16 protein-coding genes are annotated in these 14,490 nt (G+C 71.5%); 8 read left to right on the top strand and 8 right to left on the bottom strand.

All coding sequences use genetic code 11. The annotated features are described in order from the left end of the window. Positions 1–298 precede the first annotated feature (298 nt). Positions 299–1,072: a class I SAM-dependent methyltransferase gene (locus ACWDD9_RS24195; RefSeq protein ID WP_449812621.1), complete on the bottom strand. Its 774-nt coding sequence runs from the start codon at positions 1,070–1,072 to the stop codon at positions 299–301. A 90-nt stretch (positions 1,073–1,162) separates the two neighbouring features. Here ACWDD9_RS24195 and ACWDD9_RS24190 point away from each other — a divergent pair, with 90 nt between their 5' ends. Further along, positions 1,163–1,777, top strand: coding sequence for a hypothetical protein (locus ACWDD9_RS24190; RefSeq protein ID WP_387822111.1), 615 nt, complete (start codon positions 1,163–1,165; stop codon positions 1,775–1,777). A 29-nt stretch (positions 1,778–1,806) separates the two neighbouring features. On the opposite strand, the gene ACWDD9_RS24185 is transcribed toward ACWDD9_RS24190, so the two are convergent. Together ACWDD9_RS24185 and ACWDD9_RS24180 are read right to left on the bottom strand one after the other, a co-directional pair. Continuing rightward, positions 1,807–2,307, bottom strand: a complete 501-nt coding sequence (locus ACWDD9_RS24185) for a hypothetical protein (RefSeq protein ID WP_117489605.1) — start codon at positions 2,305–2,307, stop codon at positions 1,807–1,809. Between the two features lie 1,027 nt (positions 2,308–3,334). Continuing rightward, positions 3,335–4,279 (bottom strand): DMT family transporter, encoded by a 945-nt coding sequence (locus tag ACWDD9_RS24180; protein WP_449812620.1) that lies wholly within the window; start codon positions 4,277–4,279, stop codon positions 3,335–3,337. A 485-nt stretch (positions 4,280–4,764) separates the two neighbouring features. Between ACWDD9_RS24180 and ACWDD9_RS24175 the strand changes: the two genes are divergently transcribed. Beyond that, positions 4,765–6,024: a chymotrypsin family serine protease gene (locus tag ACWDD9_RS24175; RefSeq protein WP_049649075.1), complete on the top strand. Its 1,260-nt coding sequence runs from the start codon at positions 4,765–4,767 to the stop codon at positions 6,022–6,024. Between the two features lie 9 nt (positions 6,025–6,033). On the opposite strand, the gene ACWDD9_RS24170 is transcribed toward ACWDD9_RS24175, so the two are convergent. From ACWDD9_RS24170 to ACWDD9_RS24160, 3 genes are all read right to left on the bottom strand, one after another. Then, positions 6,034–6,318: an RloB family protein gene (locus tag ACWDD9_RS24170; RefSeq protein WP_375876959.1), complete on the bottom strand. Its 285-nt coding sequence runs from the start codon at positions 6,316–6,318 to the stop codon at positions 6,034–6,036. Between the two features lie 23 nt (positions 6,319–6,341). Beyond that, positions 6,342–7,664 (bottom strand): AAA family ATPase, encoded by a 1,323-nt coding sequence (locus tag ACWDD9_RS24165; RefSeq protein ID WP_449812619.1) that lies wholly within the window; start codon positions 7,662–7,664, stop codon positions 6,342–6,344. A 401-nt stretch (positions 7,665–8,065) separates the two neighbouring features. Then, complete coding sequence (locus ACWDD9_RS24160; protein WP_449812618.1) at positions 8,066–9,226, bottom strand: protein-L-isoaspartate O-methyltransferase; 1,161 nt, start codon at positions 9,224–9,226, stop codon at positions 8,066–8,068. A gap of 433 nt (positions 9,227–9,659) precedes the next feature. Here ACWDD9_RS24160 and ACWDD9_RS24155 point away from each other — a divergent pair, with 433 nt between their 5' ends. Next, a complete protein-coding gene (locus ACWDD9_RS24155; protein WP_449812617.1) occupies positions 9,660–10,364 on the top strand; it encodes a hypothetical protein in 705 nt (234 codons plus the stop codon). Positions 10,365–10,410: 46 nt separating this feature from the next. Next, positions 10,411–10,632, top strand: a complete 222-nt coding sequence (locus tag ACWDD9_RS24150) for a hypothetical protein (RefSeq protein WP_049649072.1) — start codon at positions 10,411–10,413, stop codon at positions 10,630–10,632. Positions 10,633–10,714: 82 nt separating this feature from the next. Here ACWDD9_RS24150 and ACWDD9_RS24145 read toward each other — a convergent pair whose 3' ends face one another. Continuing rightward, positions 10,715–11,242, bottom strand: a complete 528-nt coding sequence (locus ACWDD9_RS24145) for a GNAT family N-acetyltransferase (protein WP_049649071.1) — start codon at positions 11,240–11,242, stop codon at positions 10,715–10,717. Between the two features lie 101 nt (positions 11,243–11,343). Beyond that, the gene (locus ACWDD9_RS24140; protein WP_387968308.1) at positions 11,344–11,778 is read right to left on the bottom strand and encodes an ATP-binding protein; all 435 of its coding nucleotides are present in this window, start codon (positions 11,776–11,778) and stop codon (positions 11,344–11,346) included. A gap of 159 nt (positions 11,779–11,937) precedes the next feature. Here ACWDD9_RS24140 and ACWDD9_RS24135 point away from each other — a divergent pair, with 159 nt between their 5' ends. The 4 genes from ACWDD9_RS24135 (at position 11,938) to ACWDD9_RS24120 (ending at position 14,453) form a co-directional block, all read left to right on the top strand. Next, the gene (locus ACWDD9_RS24135; protein ID WP_387822098.1) at positions 11,938–12,747 is read left to right on the top strand and encodes a helix-turn-helix domain-containing protein; all 810 of its coding nucleotides are present in this window, start codon (positions 11,938–11,940) and stop codon (positions 12,745–12,747) included. Continuing rightward, on the top strand, positions 12,744–12,944 hold the full coding sequence (locus ACWDD9_RS24130) for a DUF397 domain-containing protein (RefSeq protein ID WP_449812616.1): 201 nt from the start codon (positions 12,744–12,746) through the stop codon (positions 12,942–12,944). The genes ACWDD9_RS24135 and ACWDD9_RS24130 overlap by 4 nt, the downstream gene beginning before the upstream one ends. 210 nt (positions 12,945–13,154) lie before the next feature. Further along, positions 13,155–14,021: a hypothetical protein gene (locus ACWDD9_RS24125; protein ID WP_449812615.1), complete on the top strand. Its 867-nt coding sequence runs from the start codon at positions 13,155–13,157 to the stop codon at positions 14,019–14,021. Between the two features lie 72 nt (positions 14,022–14,093). Then, positions 14,094–14,453 carry a type II toxin-antitoxin system RelE/ParE family toxin gene (locus ACWDD9_RS24120; protein WP_049649066.1) on the top strand — a complete coding sequence of 120 codons (360 nt, stop codon included), beginning with the start codon at positions 14,094–14,096 and terminating at the stop codon, positions 14,451–14,453. Positions 14,454–14,490: the final 37 nt, after the last annotated feature.

Raw genomic sequence — 14,490 nt, 5'->3', positions numbered from 1 at the left:
GTCAGAAGGGTGTCCAGGTTCGTCTTCACAAACCAACCAACGGGCACCCTTCGTCATGGTCGCGGCCAGCCCAGCAATCGGACTCACTCATCTAGCCGCCGGAAGTCGGCTCCCCCTCGACGGCCTGACAGCCGCCGCGCCCCCGCAGGCTTCGCCCGGCACCGAGGGGCCGTCCTCGCACCCCCGGGATCCACACCTGCGAGTCCTGCGCTCCGTTCACGGCCCTCGGTCAACCAGCCGCGCTGCACAGGAAGTCGGACCGGCCGACTTCCTGTGCGGCGGCAGCCGCCGAGAACGCCTACCCGGCCGGCCGCTCGCCGGCGAGGACCAGGCGGTAGCCGTAGTCCATGCTGTCCCGGTCGAGCAGGTCGGCGTACCGCCGGTGCCACGCCCCCGAGGCGAGGTCGGCCCGCAGCCGCTCGACGGCCAGCTCGACCACCTCCGGCGGCAGCTGCGCGAAGGTCGAACTGGCCTGCCGGACCACCGGGTCCAGGTAGTGCTCGGGCCGCCGCCAGTGGGCGATCTGGAAGCCATCGGTGAAGTCCCAGGGGACGGGGAAGGGCAGCACGGTGTGCGCGTCCAGGGCCTCCACCACCTCCTCCAGCGCCGCGAAGCGGGAGTCCTCCAACTCCCTGATCTCCGGCAGGTAGTCCTCCAGCAGCCACAGCTGCGGCCGGTGCGCCGGATCCCAGGTGAACACCGCCTGCCTCCGCGCGACCCGCCGCAGCTCGGCCAGCCCGCGCCGCGGGTCCGACCAGTGGTGGACGGTCAGGACGGCCATCGCCGCGTCGAACGCCCCGTCCTCGAAGGGCAGTTGCTCGGCCGAGGCCTTGACCTTCCGCTCCCCCGGATGCTGGTCGAGCATGACCTGCGACGGGTCGACGGCCGTGACCTCGGCGCCCTCCGGCTCGTACGACCCCGCACCCGCACCGACGTTGACCACCGTGCGCGCTCCCCGCAGCGCCGACCCGATCAACGCGTGCAGCCGCGGATCGGGCCGACGGACCTGCCGGTACCCGACGCCGATCCGGTCGTACCTCGCCGTCCGGCTCTCCTGCCCCGCGTGTCCCATCCGACCAGCCCATCAAACGGGACCACCAAAGGCAACCGCTTCACGTGAACCCGCACCGACGGGGGAGGCCGTGGCGGTAGCGTCGGCCGCATGACCGAACTCAGCGACTGGACCTACGTGGTGACCGACATCGAGGTGGACGGCCCGTGGCCGGGACCGAACTCGATGCGGTCCTTCGCGTCCGTGGCCACGACCATGGACGGCCGGACCTTCGGCGAGTTCGAAGCCGTCCTCGAACCGCTTCCCGGATCGGCCCCGAACCCGCGCACGAAGGAGTGGTTCGACTCCGAGCCGGGCGCCTGGGAGGCCGCGACGACGAACCCGGAGCCCGTCACCGACGTCATGACCGGGTACGTCGAGTGGGTCCGGTCCCTGCCCGGCCGGCGGGCGTTCGCCGCGGCACCCCTGTCGTTCGACGGAACCTGGATCGACTACTACCTGCGCCGGTTCACCTCCTTCGGACTGCACCAGGGCCCCTACGAGCAGGATCTCCTCTTCCACGGCCCGGCCCTGTGCCTGCGCTCGTACACGGCGGCACTGACCGGCCGACCGCCCGCGGACCTCCCGGCACCGGCACTGCCCCCGCACTGGCTCGGCGGCGTGCGGCACACCCACAAGGCCCTCGACGACGCGCGCGGCTTCGCCGAGCTGCTGCACTTCCTCACCCGGAACTCCGGGACGCCCGCCATCACCTTCGACACCTGAGGACCACCCCGCGACCACCGGTTCCCCGGTCACGCCTCCGGAAACGGCGGAGCGTCGTCCATCACCCGCAGCAGCCTCCGCGCAGCCCCAGCCTCCTCCGGCCGCACGGAGGAGGCCACACCCACGATGACCGACCAACCCGCGTGGACGGCCCTCCTCGCGGCCGCCTCCAAGTCGACCTGCGGCCGACGGCTCGCGCCGTGCCGGTCGCCGGCTGCCGCGGCGGCGGAGTGCCACTGGTCGGCCTGGCAGATGCTTCCCAGCAGGTCCAACAACTCGGCCTTGCAGACCACGTGCGGCGCCCCGACCAGTTCGAGCAGGAACGGGACTGTGGGAGCCGTCGCCTCGCCGACGACGAACCCCAGCGCGCAGACGACATCGGCCAGTTCACCGACAGCCCTGCGGGCCGAGCCCTCGTCCCCGTAGGCGATCCGGGACAGTAGCGGGGGAATGCGGCCGGCCGGAGCCCCGGTCACATCGCGCAGCTCTCCCCAGCGAACCCCGGACACCGTCCTCAACAGACGTCCCACCCCTGCCCCTCCATCCGATCCTCGCGCGAGAAGTCGGCCGGCCCGACTTCTCGCGCGGCCCAACACTCCTACCGCCGCCCCGGAAGCACCAGGAAGGCCCCCCGGCCAAGACGACAAGCCCACAATCGACCAACCCGCCAGGACAACCCTCCGCGCGGCCGCCTCCAAGCCGGGCTGCGGCCGACAGCTCGCCGCCCCGATCCCCCGTCGCATCCCGCAGCTCACCCTGGCGGCCCCCGAAAACCGCCCTCCGCAGCCTTCCCGCACCGCGAGCGAACCGGGGCCCTCGCGCGAGAAGTCGGCCGGTCCGACTTCTCGCGCGGGCCGAGGCACCAACCGCCACCCCGGAAGCACCAAGAAGGCCAACCCCCGGCCAGATCAGCGAGCCCGCAACCGACCAGCCCACCTCTCGACCGCCTCCGACAACTCGCCGTTGCCGACCACATGCGGCACCCCGACCAGTCCGAGCAGGAACGGCACCATGGGAGCCATCGCCTCGCCGGCGACAAACCCCAGCGCGCAGACAGCATCGGCCAGTTCACCAACAGCCCTGCGGGCCGCGCCCCCGTCCCCGTAGGCGATCCGGGACAGCAACAGGGGAACGCGGTCGGCCGGAGCCCCCTTCGCATCACGCGGTTCTCCCCAGCTGACCCCGGAAACCGCCCTCCGCAGAGTTCCCGCACCTCGAGCGAACCGGGGCCCTCGCGCGAGAAGTCGGCCGGTCCGACTTCTCGCGCGGGCCGAGGCCCCTACCGCCGAGCCGGGAGCGCCAGGAAGGCTAGCCCTCCGGCCACGACGGCGAGCCCGCGACGGAGACTCGGCCTTGCGGACCGTGTGTGGCGCCCCGGGCAGGTCGAGTAGGAACGGCACGGACGACGAACCTCAGCGGGCGGACGGCATCGGTCAGTTCACCGACAGACCTGCGCCCCCACAGGCGATCCGGGACAGCAGCCGGGGAAAGTGCCCGGTCGCATTGCGCGGTTGCCCCCTCGGCAGGGTTCCTGCAGTGCGAGCACCCCCGGGGCCGCTACCGGCGGGCGGGGAGGGCCAGGAAGGCCAGGCCTCCGGCGAGGATGGCGAGGCCGTACCAGGAGGCGGTGGGCAGGCGTTCGTCGAGGGCGGCTACGCCGAGTACTGCGGCGACGGCGGGTTCGGCGAGGGTCAGGGTGGTGGCGGTCTGGGCGGTGGTGTGGCGTAGGCCGTGGCCGAAGAGCCAGTAGGCGAGGAAGGTGGTGATCACCGCGAGGTGCAGCACCACGCCCGCTCCGCGCGGCGTGAGCAGCCAGCCCGTGGGGCCGCACAGCAGCACCGGGAGGACGATCAGCGCTCCGCCGCCGAACATCGCGCCCATCACCCCGCCGGAGGGGTGTCCGCCGGCGATCAGCCGCCCGCCGATCAGCGAGTAGACGGCGTACGAGAGTCCCGAGAGCGCGGCCAGGAGCACGCCCGGCAGGTCCACCGTCGTGCCGCCCCCGGCGAGTTCGGGGCCGAGCACCAGGAGGGCGCAGCCGAGTACGGCCAGCGCGGTGGCCCCGGCCCAGCGTCCGCCGGGCCGTCCCTGTCGGGTGAGCCAGCCGAGCAGTCCGGTGAACACCGGCGCGCTGCCGAGCGCGATGACGGTGGCGACGGCCACGCCGGTACGGCTCACCGCCGGGTAGAAGGTCACCGGGTATCCGGCGACCGCGATGGCGCCGGCCGCGAGCAGCCACCGCTCGTGCGGCCCGCACTTCCGGGGCAGTACGCGGGCGGCGCGGTCGGTGAGGAAGAGGAGCAGCCCGCCGAGGACCAGCCCGGCGGCTCCGATTCCCGCGGCCGGGGCGCCTGCGGGTGCCAGCGAACTGGCCGTCCCGGTGGTGCCCCAGAGCACGGCGGCGGTCAGGATCGGCGCCACGCCGCCGCGCGGGCGGGTGCGGCGGGCGCGGCGGGGGGCCGTGGGGAGGGTGCGGGCAGGTGAGGACAAACGATTCGGCACAGTCGTGAACTTCCGTCGTCGAAGACCGTCAGGGGAACGGGTTTCCGAGAACGGGCGCACGCCGCCGACCCACGGCGGCCGCTGTCGGGCCGAGCCGGGGTCGTGGGGGGTCAAGCCACCGAAGCGCGCGCCCGATCAGGCGCTGAGCGGTGGCAGCACGACGTGCCAGTACAGGTTCACGCGTCGATGGTACCGACCGGCGGGCGTGAGAAGTCGGCCGGTCCGACTTCTCACGCGGCGAGGGCCGTTGACGCGTCCTCACCCCGCAGGAACGGTCTCCTCGCGGCAGTCGCGGGGTTCGGGGCGCAGAACGCCTGACCGCCCGCCCCACGCGCCCCCGGGAGGCCGTCACGCCCCTCCCGGGGGCGCGTCTCCTCGGCCGTGCAACCACCAGCGGCCCGCCCTCGACTTCCGGACCGTAGCGGACCGTTCATTCCTCCCTACGCTGAGTGTCGACCCCATCGGCCCACCGGAAGGACCCGCTCGTGCGCCGCTCCAGCCTCGTGCTGTCCCTGGCCCTGACCACCGTGGTCGCCTCCGCCCTGATGGCCGCCGACGTCGTGAAGGACGAGCCCTACCTGTCGGTGACCCTGCCGGTGCTCCGCGATCCGAAGGCCCAGCAGTTGCTCCACCACATGACGGACCCGGTGCAGGAGTGGGTGGAGTCCCGGGATCCGGCGGCGGCCGGCTACGCCGGGACGGTGATCGACGCGGCGAACCAGCACGCCGACATCTACTGGAAGGGCGAGACCCCGGCCCAGGTCCGTTCCCTGCTGGACGCGAACGCCGCGGACGTCGGCCCCGGCTACACCGTCGACGTCCATCCGAGCCCGTACTCCCGCGCGGAGATGCGCGCCGCGATCGACCGGTTCACGGCCGCGGTGGCGCGGGACGCGTGGACGTCGATCGGCCCGCAGGAGGACGGCACCGCCATCGCGATCACGTACGCGCCGGCGCCGGCGAAGCAGCTGACCGGCGGCGACGCGACCGTGCAGGCGTACTCCTCGCGGGCCGCCGAGATCGCCGGGATGCCGGTGTCGGCCGGCGTCGAGGAGACACCGGTGGCGCTGTCCGGCAACCGGCACTCCGACAGCGCGCCGTACTACGCGGGCGCCGAGGTGAACACCGGAAAGGCGTCGTTCTGCTCGACGGCGTTCAGCGGCTGGAAGGGCGGGACGAAGGTGGTGCTGACCGCCGCGCACTGCGGCGGCGGCCGGTACTACAACGGCACCGGCAGCTACATCGGTGACCTGGCCGCGGTCGGCAACGGCCTGGACGTCGGCATGATCGCGGTCAACGGGAACGGCGGCGGCCGGTTCTACGACGGTTCCTGGTCGGACAACGGCGGCTCGTCCCGGCACACGTACGGCGCCGGGCGGAACAACGTCGGGGACCTGATCTGCCTGAGCGGCGCCCAGTCGGGGTGGAGGTGCGACGTGCAGGTCAAGCGGGTCGACGTGGAGACGACGAACGACGAGGGCACGAAGATCAAGCCGGTGGACATCGCGGAGTCGAAGGGCGGCGACCGGCGGGCGGTCGCCGCGAAGGGCGACAGCGGCGGCCCCGCACTGGCGAACCCCTCCGGCCCGAACGGCGACATGGAGGCCCGCGGCGTGATCGTCGCCGCCAGGTCGGAGGTCGCCTGCCCGCCCGGATCGACGGCGCACCAGACGACCTGCTACGCGCAGGTGCTGTACGTGCCGATGACGCCGGTGGTCAACCAGATGGGCTTCTCGATCTCCTGACCCGGGACGTCACGACCCGGCTTCGCCACCCCCGATGGCGAGCGCGAGCTTCCACACGCCGGTGGACGGATTGGTCTCGTGCTCGCTCCCGGGCTCCGCCAGCTGCTTCGCCCGGCTCGCCGCCAACCGCCAGTGCGGTTCGTAGTGGTCGAACTTCACGCCGGTCTTCTCGTATCCGGCCGGGAAGGTTCTCTCAAGGACTGGCAGGAGTTCCCTGAACGAACGGGCCGGACGGCGGTATTCCGTGAAATGCAGCAGGAGCCACACCTCGAAACACGGATTGGAGAACGCCACCTCGATATTCCGAGCACTCGACTTCAGCGCCTGTGGGACGCTTGCGTCCGCTCGGCTTCGCCGCCCTTGCCATCATCGTCCCCCCGCGCCGCCATGGCGCTGGCAAAATCGTCGTCGATGTACGGCACGCCGCCGTAACTCCCGCCGAGGTACCGCCGCTCGCGGTTCTCCTCTTGGCGCGGCTTGAAGTCGGCGAGGGCGAACAGCTCCGTCTCGCCGTGCTCGTTCTTCTCCACGAACCAGACCTGGTCCCGCCGCAGGACGTCCTCGCCGTCGGTTCGGCCGAGCAGGCTGGCATCGTGCGAGGTGAAGATCAGCTGGGCACCGTTCGGGTTGGTCGCGGAATCCTGGAACAGCCCGATCAGGCGCGCTGTCAGGATCGGGTGGAGGCTCGAATCGATCTCGTCCACCACGAAGGTGCCACCCCGACGGAGCGCCCCCATGAAGAGAGGTGCCTGCCGCAGGAGGGCCTGGGTGCCCTCGGACTCCTCGGAAACGTCCATCCTGACGATCCCGTCGCGCCCGCGATGGCCTATCCAGGGGCGCATGACCTCACGTGGTCCGTGCTCTTCGAGTTCCTCCAGCCGCCACGACGGAATGCGCGTACCGTAGCGCTTCCGCAGCTCTTCCTCGTCGAGCAGCACGCGCTCCGTGCCGCATTCCGCGATCCCGAGGTCTGCGGCACGCAGGAGCGCGATGAACTCAGGGTGCCGGTCCGGGTTTTCGAGGATCCGCGCTGTACCGATGCGGCCAGGGCCCTGCATTCGCCGGCTGAACTGGAGGCTTCGGGCGAACCAGTCGTACACCGGGCGGAAGTCGTCCTGCCGGGAGCGTGCCGCGAGGGACATGAAGAGGACGTTGGGCTCGGTGATGTTCTCGACCAGCTCCAGCTCTCGCCGGTGCTGCGAGTCACCGATCTCCAGCCCGTCGACCGAACGCTCGAAGATCTTGCGCTTCCTGCCGTGGGGGAAGCTGTGCAGCCATTCGTCGACCACCCGGTCGTCGTCCACGCTGAACCCGTAGGTGTAGCGGATCCCGTCGATCAGCAGGTCCACCACGTACCAGGACGGTTCCCCGCGCGCCGCCTCTTCGAGCCGGAAGGGTTGACGGGCCACGCCCCCGTCCGGCTCCGCGTCGCGATGCGAGCTGACGACCATCCTGGTCATGTACGCCAGGGCATCGATGACGTTCGACTTGCCAGCGGCATTGGCCCCGAAGATGCCCACCACAGGGACCGCTTCCCAGTGCGTCCCGGGCGGCCGGTCCGCGTCGTAGACCGGGTTCAGCTGTAGGGATTGCTCGTCTCTGATCGAGCGGTGGTTCGCGACCCTGAAGTTCAATAGCATCTGTGATCCCCCCTTCGCGGGCTGTGGGGCCTTTCTGTGCAAGTGAATCGCGCAAACAGGCCTTGGGCAAGCGTGGACAGACTCTCACACGCCAGTGACCATCCCGGGAGTCACAGACCTCCCACGCCGAGGCTCCCGAACCCGGCGCAGGAAGTCGGCCGGTCCGACTTCTCGCGCAGGCCCCTCAGGTGGAGAGAGGTTCAGCGGCGCTGACGGCGGCCATGGCCACCTCGTCGGCGAACACGGCGAACTCGGCGGACATGGCGCGAGCGGGCGCCACGTCCGCCGCGAAGTCCTCGTCCGGCCCGGATCGCCGGAGAACGTCGTTCAGCGCGGCTCCATTGCCCGATGCGGCGGCCGCCCCGGGCGGGGGCGCGGGGGCTGCTCGGCAGGGCTCGTGGTCAGCGCGTGGCCGGGTGCAGGCCGCCGATGGGCCATCTCGGGCCGGTGTCCGGGGCGCCCTGCCAGGCCCACTGGGTGTCGGGGGTGACGGTGATGCCGTAGTCGTACGGGGCGGGGCGGCCCAGCGCGTCCCACTGTGTCCAGGCGGCCAGCACCTCGTCGCCGAGGCGGCGCGGCCCGCCTTGGAGGAGCTGCGATCGGGGGCGGATCTCGGCCCACGAGCGGTCCCCGTCGTGGACCAGGGTGGCGGGCCCGTCCTCGCCCTGCGCGGTGAACAGCACGGCGTCCGGGACGGCGACGCGCAGCGCGAACCGGAGGTGCCAGTCCTCCAGGCCGGCCGGGTCGCGGTCCAGCACTCCGTGCGCCTCGGGCTCGGCACCGCCGCGCACCTGCGCATAGGCGGCGGGCCCCGTGCCCGGCTGGGCCGGACCGGTCCGGTCGCCCATGAACTGGGCCAGGCCGTGGACCCAGCCGTGTGCGGCGGCGCCGTCGTCGGCGACGGTGAGGGCGAGGTACCCCAGCCGGCCCCAGGGGTAGACGATCCGTCCGCCGGGCCGCACCGCTTCCACCCAGGACCAGGGGACGGTCTCGACGGCATAGGTGGCGTGCAGCCGGTCGACCCGGCCGCCGCCCGGCACCCCGCCTGCGGTGCCGTCGCCTGCCGTCACCTCGGCGTCGAGTCCGGCGGCGGCGAGCCGGGTGCGGGCGAACGCGGCCAGGTGCCCGTCGACTTCGGTGCCGACCACCAGGCCGGGCCCGGCCCGCCAGGCGGCCAGTGCCGCCGTCCAGCCCTGGCCGGTGCCGAGGTCCCACACCCGGTGCCCCGGTTCCACGCGGAGGCTGTCCAGCATGTCCGCCACCACGGAGGGCGCGGACAGCGACGAGGACGGCCGGCCGCCGTCGAGCTGGGTGACGGCCGCCGAGTAGACCCCGGAGTACAGCTCGTCCGCCCAGCCGCCCGGATCTACCGCGCGGTCGAGCGGTGCGTAGGCCCGGCCGTCCCACCGCCACAGCCGATCCGGCGCGAACCGGTCACGGGGCAGCGCGGCGAAGGCCTCGCGCAGCCACGGCGAGTCGGCCGGCCACGCCCCGCCCTGCTGCATCTCCGCGTCCAGGCGCGTTCGGCGCCCGGCCAGGCCCCCGTCGTCGCCCGCTGTCACTTCTTGTGCTTCCCGTTGCCCGGGGGCGGCAGCTCGACCTTGCTGTCGGTGTTGTTCGGCGGCGGCGTTCCCTGCCCGGGGTCCGGCGGCTGCTTCTCGTGCTCACCCATCGCGGTTCCCCTTCGGTCGGGTGCAACGGTCGGCGACCAATCTGGCGTCGCACCGCACCAGGCGGTAGAGGCGTGCGGGAGCTGCCGGGGGCGCGTACGCGTGTGTGTTCCGCCGGACCGTGCGAGGACCACCCCGGCTGGCGCGAGAAGTCGGCCGGGTCGACTTCTCGCGCGATCGGCGCGACCGGCGGGACCGGCGGACCACACGGCAGCGTGTTCCGCGGTTCGGGGTCCGCGGGGACGGGCGAGGCCGCCGTCCGGTGGCCGTCTCACCCGCGAAAACCCCGGCGGGGCTTGCGGGCGCTGCCGTAGGATCCGGGCCCGTGCAGAGTGACGATACGACCGGGTCCGAGAGTGTCCAGGGGGCCGAGGAGCCCAGCGGCCTCCGGGCGATCTGGGCGAACACCCTGGAGCCGGTGGCTCCGCTGCCCTGGTACCGGCGGGTGCCCCGCAGTGCCGTGATCGCGGGGGCCGTGGTCGTCGTCCTGTTCACCGCGGTGACGGTCGCGGCGGTGACCGGGTTCGGCGCCCCGACGCGGCACCGGATCGTGCTCGCGGACCGGATCGGCGACCAGGTGCGGCTCCCGGACGACGACAGCGTCCTGACCCTGCGCGCCGACTACGAGCGGCAGATGACGGCCCTGCGGCCGTACCGGGAGCTGACGGTGGCCGGCTACGGCGCCGCCGGGTCGACCGAAACCACGCTGACCGTGATCGGGCTGACCGGCAGCTTCCCGGACGTCCGGCGGGAGCTGGACAAGTACTTCGGCACGGAGACGCAGACGGCGGGCGCCCCGTCGGACGACCCGGTGGTGGTCGGGCGCCAGGACTACCCGGCCGGCCCCCTCGGCGGCGCGCTGGACTGCGCGGTGATCGAATCCCCGGCCGCGTCCCTGGCCACCTGTGCCTGGGCGGACGGCAACACCGTCGGCATCGTCGTCGACGAAACGGGCGCCGGCAAGCCCGGGGAACTGGCCCGGCGCACGCTGGACATCCGGGCGGCCGTCGAGGTCGAGGAGAAGGACTGATCGACGGTCCGGCCGGAATCGTCGGACACGACCTGGAGCCGCTGAGATGAAACCCAACCTTGTGGACCCGTCGACGGTCACCACGGAGATGGCCGTGCAGGTTCGCACCTGGCGGGTCGACGAGGAGTTCAGTTGGCGCGCCGTGGCCCGGGCCGCCACCGACCTGTGGGGCTCCGGGTACGGCAGCAACCAGCTGTACGGCCGGGACCTCTGTGCGGCCGCCGCTCAGGTGCTGGGCGAGGACCCGGACCGGGAGCCGTGGAACTGACCTCCACCAAAGCGGTTGAGCGCGAGAAGTCGGCCCACCCGACTTCTCGCGCGGCCGGCGACGGGACCGGCGGCGGGGACGGTCAGTCCCGGTGCGGCTCCGGGGACCACCGGCCGAGCCACTGGTCGGCGCCGAAGGCCTCGAAGCGCTCCACCTCGGTGAAGCCCAGCTTCGCGGCGAGGCGCATCGAGGGGAGGTTGGCGGTCTGGGTGGCGAGCACCACCGGCTCGCCGGGCAGCACGCCGGTGAACCAGTCGAGGACCGCCGCGCACGCCTCGGCGGCGTAGCCGCGACCCCAGGCCTGCGGCAGGAACAGGTAGCCGAGTTCGGCCTGCTCACCGACCCGGCCGAGGCGCCCCGCCTCCTTGCGGAGCAGGACCTGGCCGATCGTCTCCCCGTCGAGATCGACGGCGAAGACCCCGGGGCTCCGGCTGGGCGCCCCGGGCATCTCGCGCTCGACCTCGTCCCGCGGCTTGGGGCCACCGAGGTAGGTGTTCACCTCCGCCGAGGCCAGCAGCTCGACGAACGCCGCACGGTCCCGGGCCTCGGGCTCGCGGAGTACGAGCCGCTCGGTCCTGATCGGGGCGGGCGGCCAGGGCAGCGGGCGCATACAGGTCTCCTGATCCTCTCGGGCGGCGGCTTCCGACGCCGTCGAAGATCAGGACGCGCTCCGGCGGGAGGACAGTTGCGTACGCCCGAAACCCAGGGGGCTCAGCCGTGCGGGTTGGCCGGGGTGGGGAGGGCGAGTTCGCACCAGACCGTCTTGCCGATGTAGCCGTCACCGCGCAGGTGGGCGCCCCACGACGTGGCCAGGGCGGCGACGAGTTCGAGGCCCCGGCCGGACTCGTCGTCCGGGGTGGCCTCGCACGGGGTCGGGAGGGTGGAGTTCGCGTCCGAGACCTCGATCCGGAGCAGGGAGTCGGTGGGGAGGAGAACGCGGACACCGATCATCCGGTCACGCGGGGAACGGGCGTGGCGGCAGGCGTTGGTGACGAGTTCGCTGAGGAGGATCAGCCCGGTCTCGGCGGAGTCGATGGGCACCTCCCACTCGAAGGCCTGCCGGATGAACCGGATACGGGCACGGCCGGCGCTACGGGGGAGCCGGGGGAACATCCACTCGACGACGTCGGCGGGCTGAGTGAGCATCAGGGTCCTTGGGTGTGTACGGACGGCGTCACTCGGGAGAGCTGAGTTCGGCCATTTCACCCTTCGATCGTCGGCATCCAGGCATAGCCTCAACAGTTACACCGCATGTACAGCGACAGCTTGACCGCCCTGTGACCAGGGCAGGGAGGGGTACCGGCCGTGAGCGTGCCGAAGGAGAACCCGATGTCGTGGAAGTACTGCGGCGACCAGCTCAAGCGGTGGCGGGCGACGGCGGGCGTGACGCGAGAACAGTTGAGCCAGGCAGCCAGCTACGACATCGAGAGCGTCCGGTCGATGGAGGCAGGGAGGCGGCGGCCAACGCTCAAGGTGCTTCAGGCGGCGGATGAACTGTGCGACGCGAAGGGGATGCTGGTGGCGGCCGAGCCGTATCTTCTCCCCGAGACCAAGCCGGCGCGCAGTGATGTCTTCTTCGACGTCGAGAAGGAGGCGATTGCCTTCTACTTCTATGAGGCCCTCTACATCCCGGGCCTGCTGCAGACCGAGAACTACGCCAGGGCGGTACTCAGTCGCCACTTGCCACCCGTGGACGACGCCACCGCTAAAGAACGCCTGGCATTCCGTCTCAAGCGGCAGGATCTGCTCGCGAAGCCCGAGGTGATGTTCAGCTTCACCATTTACGAAGCAGCCCTTCACACCTCCGTCGGCGGCAGGGAGGTCATGAAGGAGCAGCTTCACCGGCTGCTTGACTTCGAGGACTCACGCAACACGCGGGTCCAGATCGTACCCACCGGAGAGCTACCCCCTACCGGCCTCTCGGGATCGCTCGTCATCTTGGAAACGGTCAACAACGAGCAGTATGCGTATGTTGAGACACATGAAACGAACGCGCTCCACTCCGAACCACAACTCGTAGGCAGGCTCAGCCGACGCCACGCAATGATCCGCGCGCAGGCGCTGAACGCGAAGGAATCGGCACAGCTCGTCCGAAAGACACTGGAGCAACTATGAACACCACCAAACCGTGGCTCCGCTCTAGCTACAGCGACCACGACGAGGGCAACTGCGTCGAGGTCGCCACCTCCCCCTCCGCCATCCACGTCCGCGACTCCAAGGACAAGGCCGGCCCGACCCTCACCTTCTCCCCCGAGGCCTGGTCCGCCTTCATCGCCTTCGCCTCCGAAGCTCAAGCAGCACGAGCCGAGTGACCCCTTAATGGAACGGTGAGGTAACTACCTCCCAACCACCCCCGCACGCAGCACATATGACTTATCGTCACGACTACACCACAGTCGGTTCCCCCGTGTAGCGTGCGCACCAACGAAACAACCCCCGCCGGTGCTACCAACACCGAACGGGGGTCTGACCGGCACGATCGATCGGAACTCGATCCTGTGGCCACCCACGACGATACCGCCATGGCCACCCCTGGGTACGGCAAGCAGTCCGCCCCGGAGCAACTCCCCCGCTCCGCGCGCGACTTCGTTCACCTCCCGGCCCGCGAGGCCTACCTCGCCTCGCTCATCGACCGCCTCCCCGACGGCGCCGCCATGGACGCGAAGACCCTCGCCGTCCTCCAGCCCCACTACGGGCAGATGGCCTGCCGCTCGGCCCTGACCAAGCTCTCCACCGCAGGTCACCTGCGCCGCGTCCGTGAGCGCCTCGACTCCCGCCAGTGCCGCTGGGTCTTCCGCACCTACTTCTCCCGGACGCCCCGCTCCGACGGCTGGTGGGCGCACTTCCTCTCCACCGGGGAGGCGTCAACGCCCGCCGCACCCGATCCCCCCAGGGAGCGAACGCTCAACCGCACCTCCCCCACTTCGGCCGCCTACGCCGCCCTCGCCGGCCTCGGCCTCGTGGACCCCCGCCTCGCCCTCTCCGCCGCCGACTGCGCCGCGCTCGAACCGCTGGCCGCCGAGTGGCTGGACCGGGGGACCACGCTCCCCCTCTTCACCGCCGCGCTCACCGCGAACCTGCCGCCGGACATCCACAGCCCGGCGGGCTTCACCCGGCGCCGCCTGATCGACAAGCTGCCACCCGAACGTCCGCAGGCCCCGCGTCCCCCGCAGCCGGTCCCCATTCCCGAGTGCACCGACTGCCGCACCCCCTGCCGCCCGCACGCCCTCCTCGGCGGCCTCTGCCGCGCCTGCCGCAGCACCCCCGGCACCCCACCGGCCGCACCACCCCGCCCGGGCGCCCTCTCCCCGGCCGCCGTCCACCGCCACGCCGCCCGGATCCGCGACACCCTTCGCGATCACAACAGCCAAGCGGTGCACATCCGTTGACATGTCGACCGAAGCGGACAGGGCCCTAGACTTCCTATAAACAGATTGGGCGAGACGCATGGCGGGTGAGCGTTGGACGAACGACAGTGGGCCTTCTACGAGGGCGCGGACGGATCGACGCCGGTGCGCAAGGACTTGGAGAAGGCCCGTCTCGCGTCCCACGAGGAGACCAAACTCGCCGTTCTGATGCGGCGGGTCCAGGAGAGGCAGACCCTGCCGGGCGACGTCAAGAGCCTCGGGAGCGACCTCCTTGAGGTTCGGCTCACCGGCAACCGCCGCATCTTCCGACTCCTCTACGCCGAGGAGGCCGACGGTCTCGTACTCCTCGCGCTGTCCTTCTTCCAGAAGAAGACCCAGAAGACCCCGCCGAGCGAGCTCAGCACAGCTGAGAGGCGCCTCAAGGATTGGCGGAACCGTAACCCAAAAGACTGAGCACCCGGTTCTCGGTATCGGCTTTGGGCGATACTGT

The organism is Kitasatospora sp. NPDC001119 (assembly GCF_053598475.1).
This window is presented reverse-complemented; position numbering and strand designations above follow the sequence as displayed.

What these genes read in the sequence shown, in the direction of transcription:
- ACWDD9_RS24190 (WP_387822111.1), top strand. Translation starts at nt 1,163, where the DNA reads ATGACCGAACTCAGCGACTGGACCTACGTGGTGACCGACATCGAGGTG.
- ACWDD9_RS24130 (WP_449812616.1), top strand. Translation starts at nt 12,744, where the DNA reads ATGAACACCACCAAACCGTGGCTCCGCTCTAGCTACAGCGACCACGAC.
- ACWDD9_RS24195 (WP_449812621.1), bottom strand. Translation starts at nt 1,072, where the DNA reads ATGGGACACGCGGGGCAGGAGAGCCGGACGGCGAGGTACGACCGGATC.
- ACWDD9_RS24145 (WP_049649071.1), bottom strand. Translation starts at nt 11,242, where the DNA reads ATGCGCCCGCTGCCCTGGCCGCCCGCCCCGATCAGGACCGAGCGGCTC.
- ACWDD9_RS24165 (WP_449812619.1), bottom strand. Translation starts at nt 7,664, where the DNA reads ATGCTATTGAACTTCAGGGTCGCGAACCACCGCTCGATCAGAGACGAG.
- ACWDD9_RS24150 (WP_049649072.1), top strand. Translation starts at nt 10,411, where the DNA reads ATGAAACCCAACCTTGTGGACCCGTCGACGGTCACCACGGAGATGGCC.
- ACWDD9_RS24125 (WP_449812615.1), top strand. Translation starts at nt 13,155, where the DNA reads ATGGCCACCCCTGGGTACGGCAAGCAGTCCGCCCCGGAGCAACTCCCC.
- ACWDD9_RS24140 (WP_387968308.1), bottom strand. Translation starts at nt 11,778, where the DNA reads ATGCTCACTCAGCCCGCCGACGTCGTCGAGTGGATGTTCCCCCGGCTC.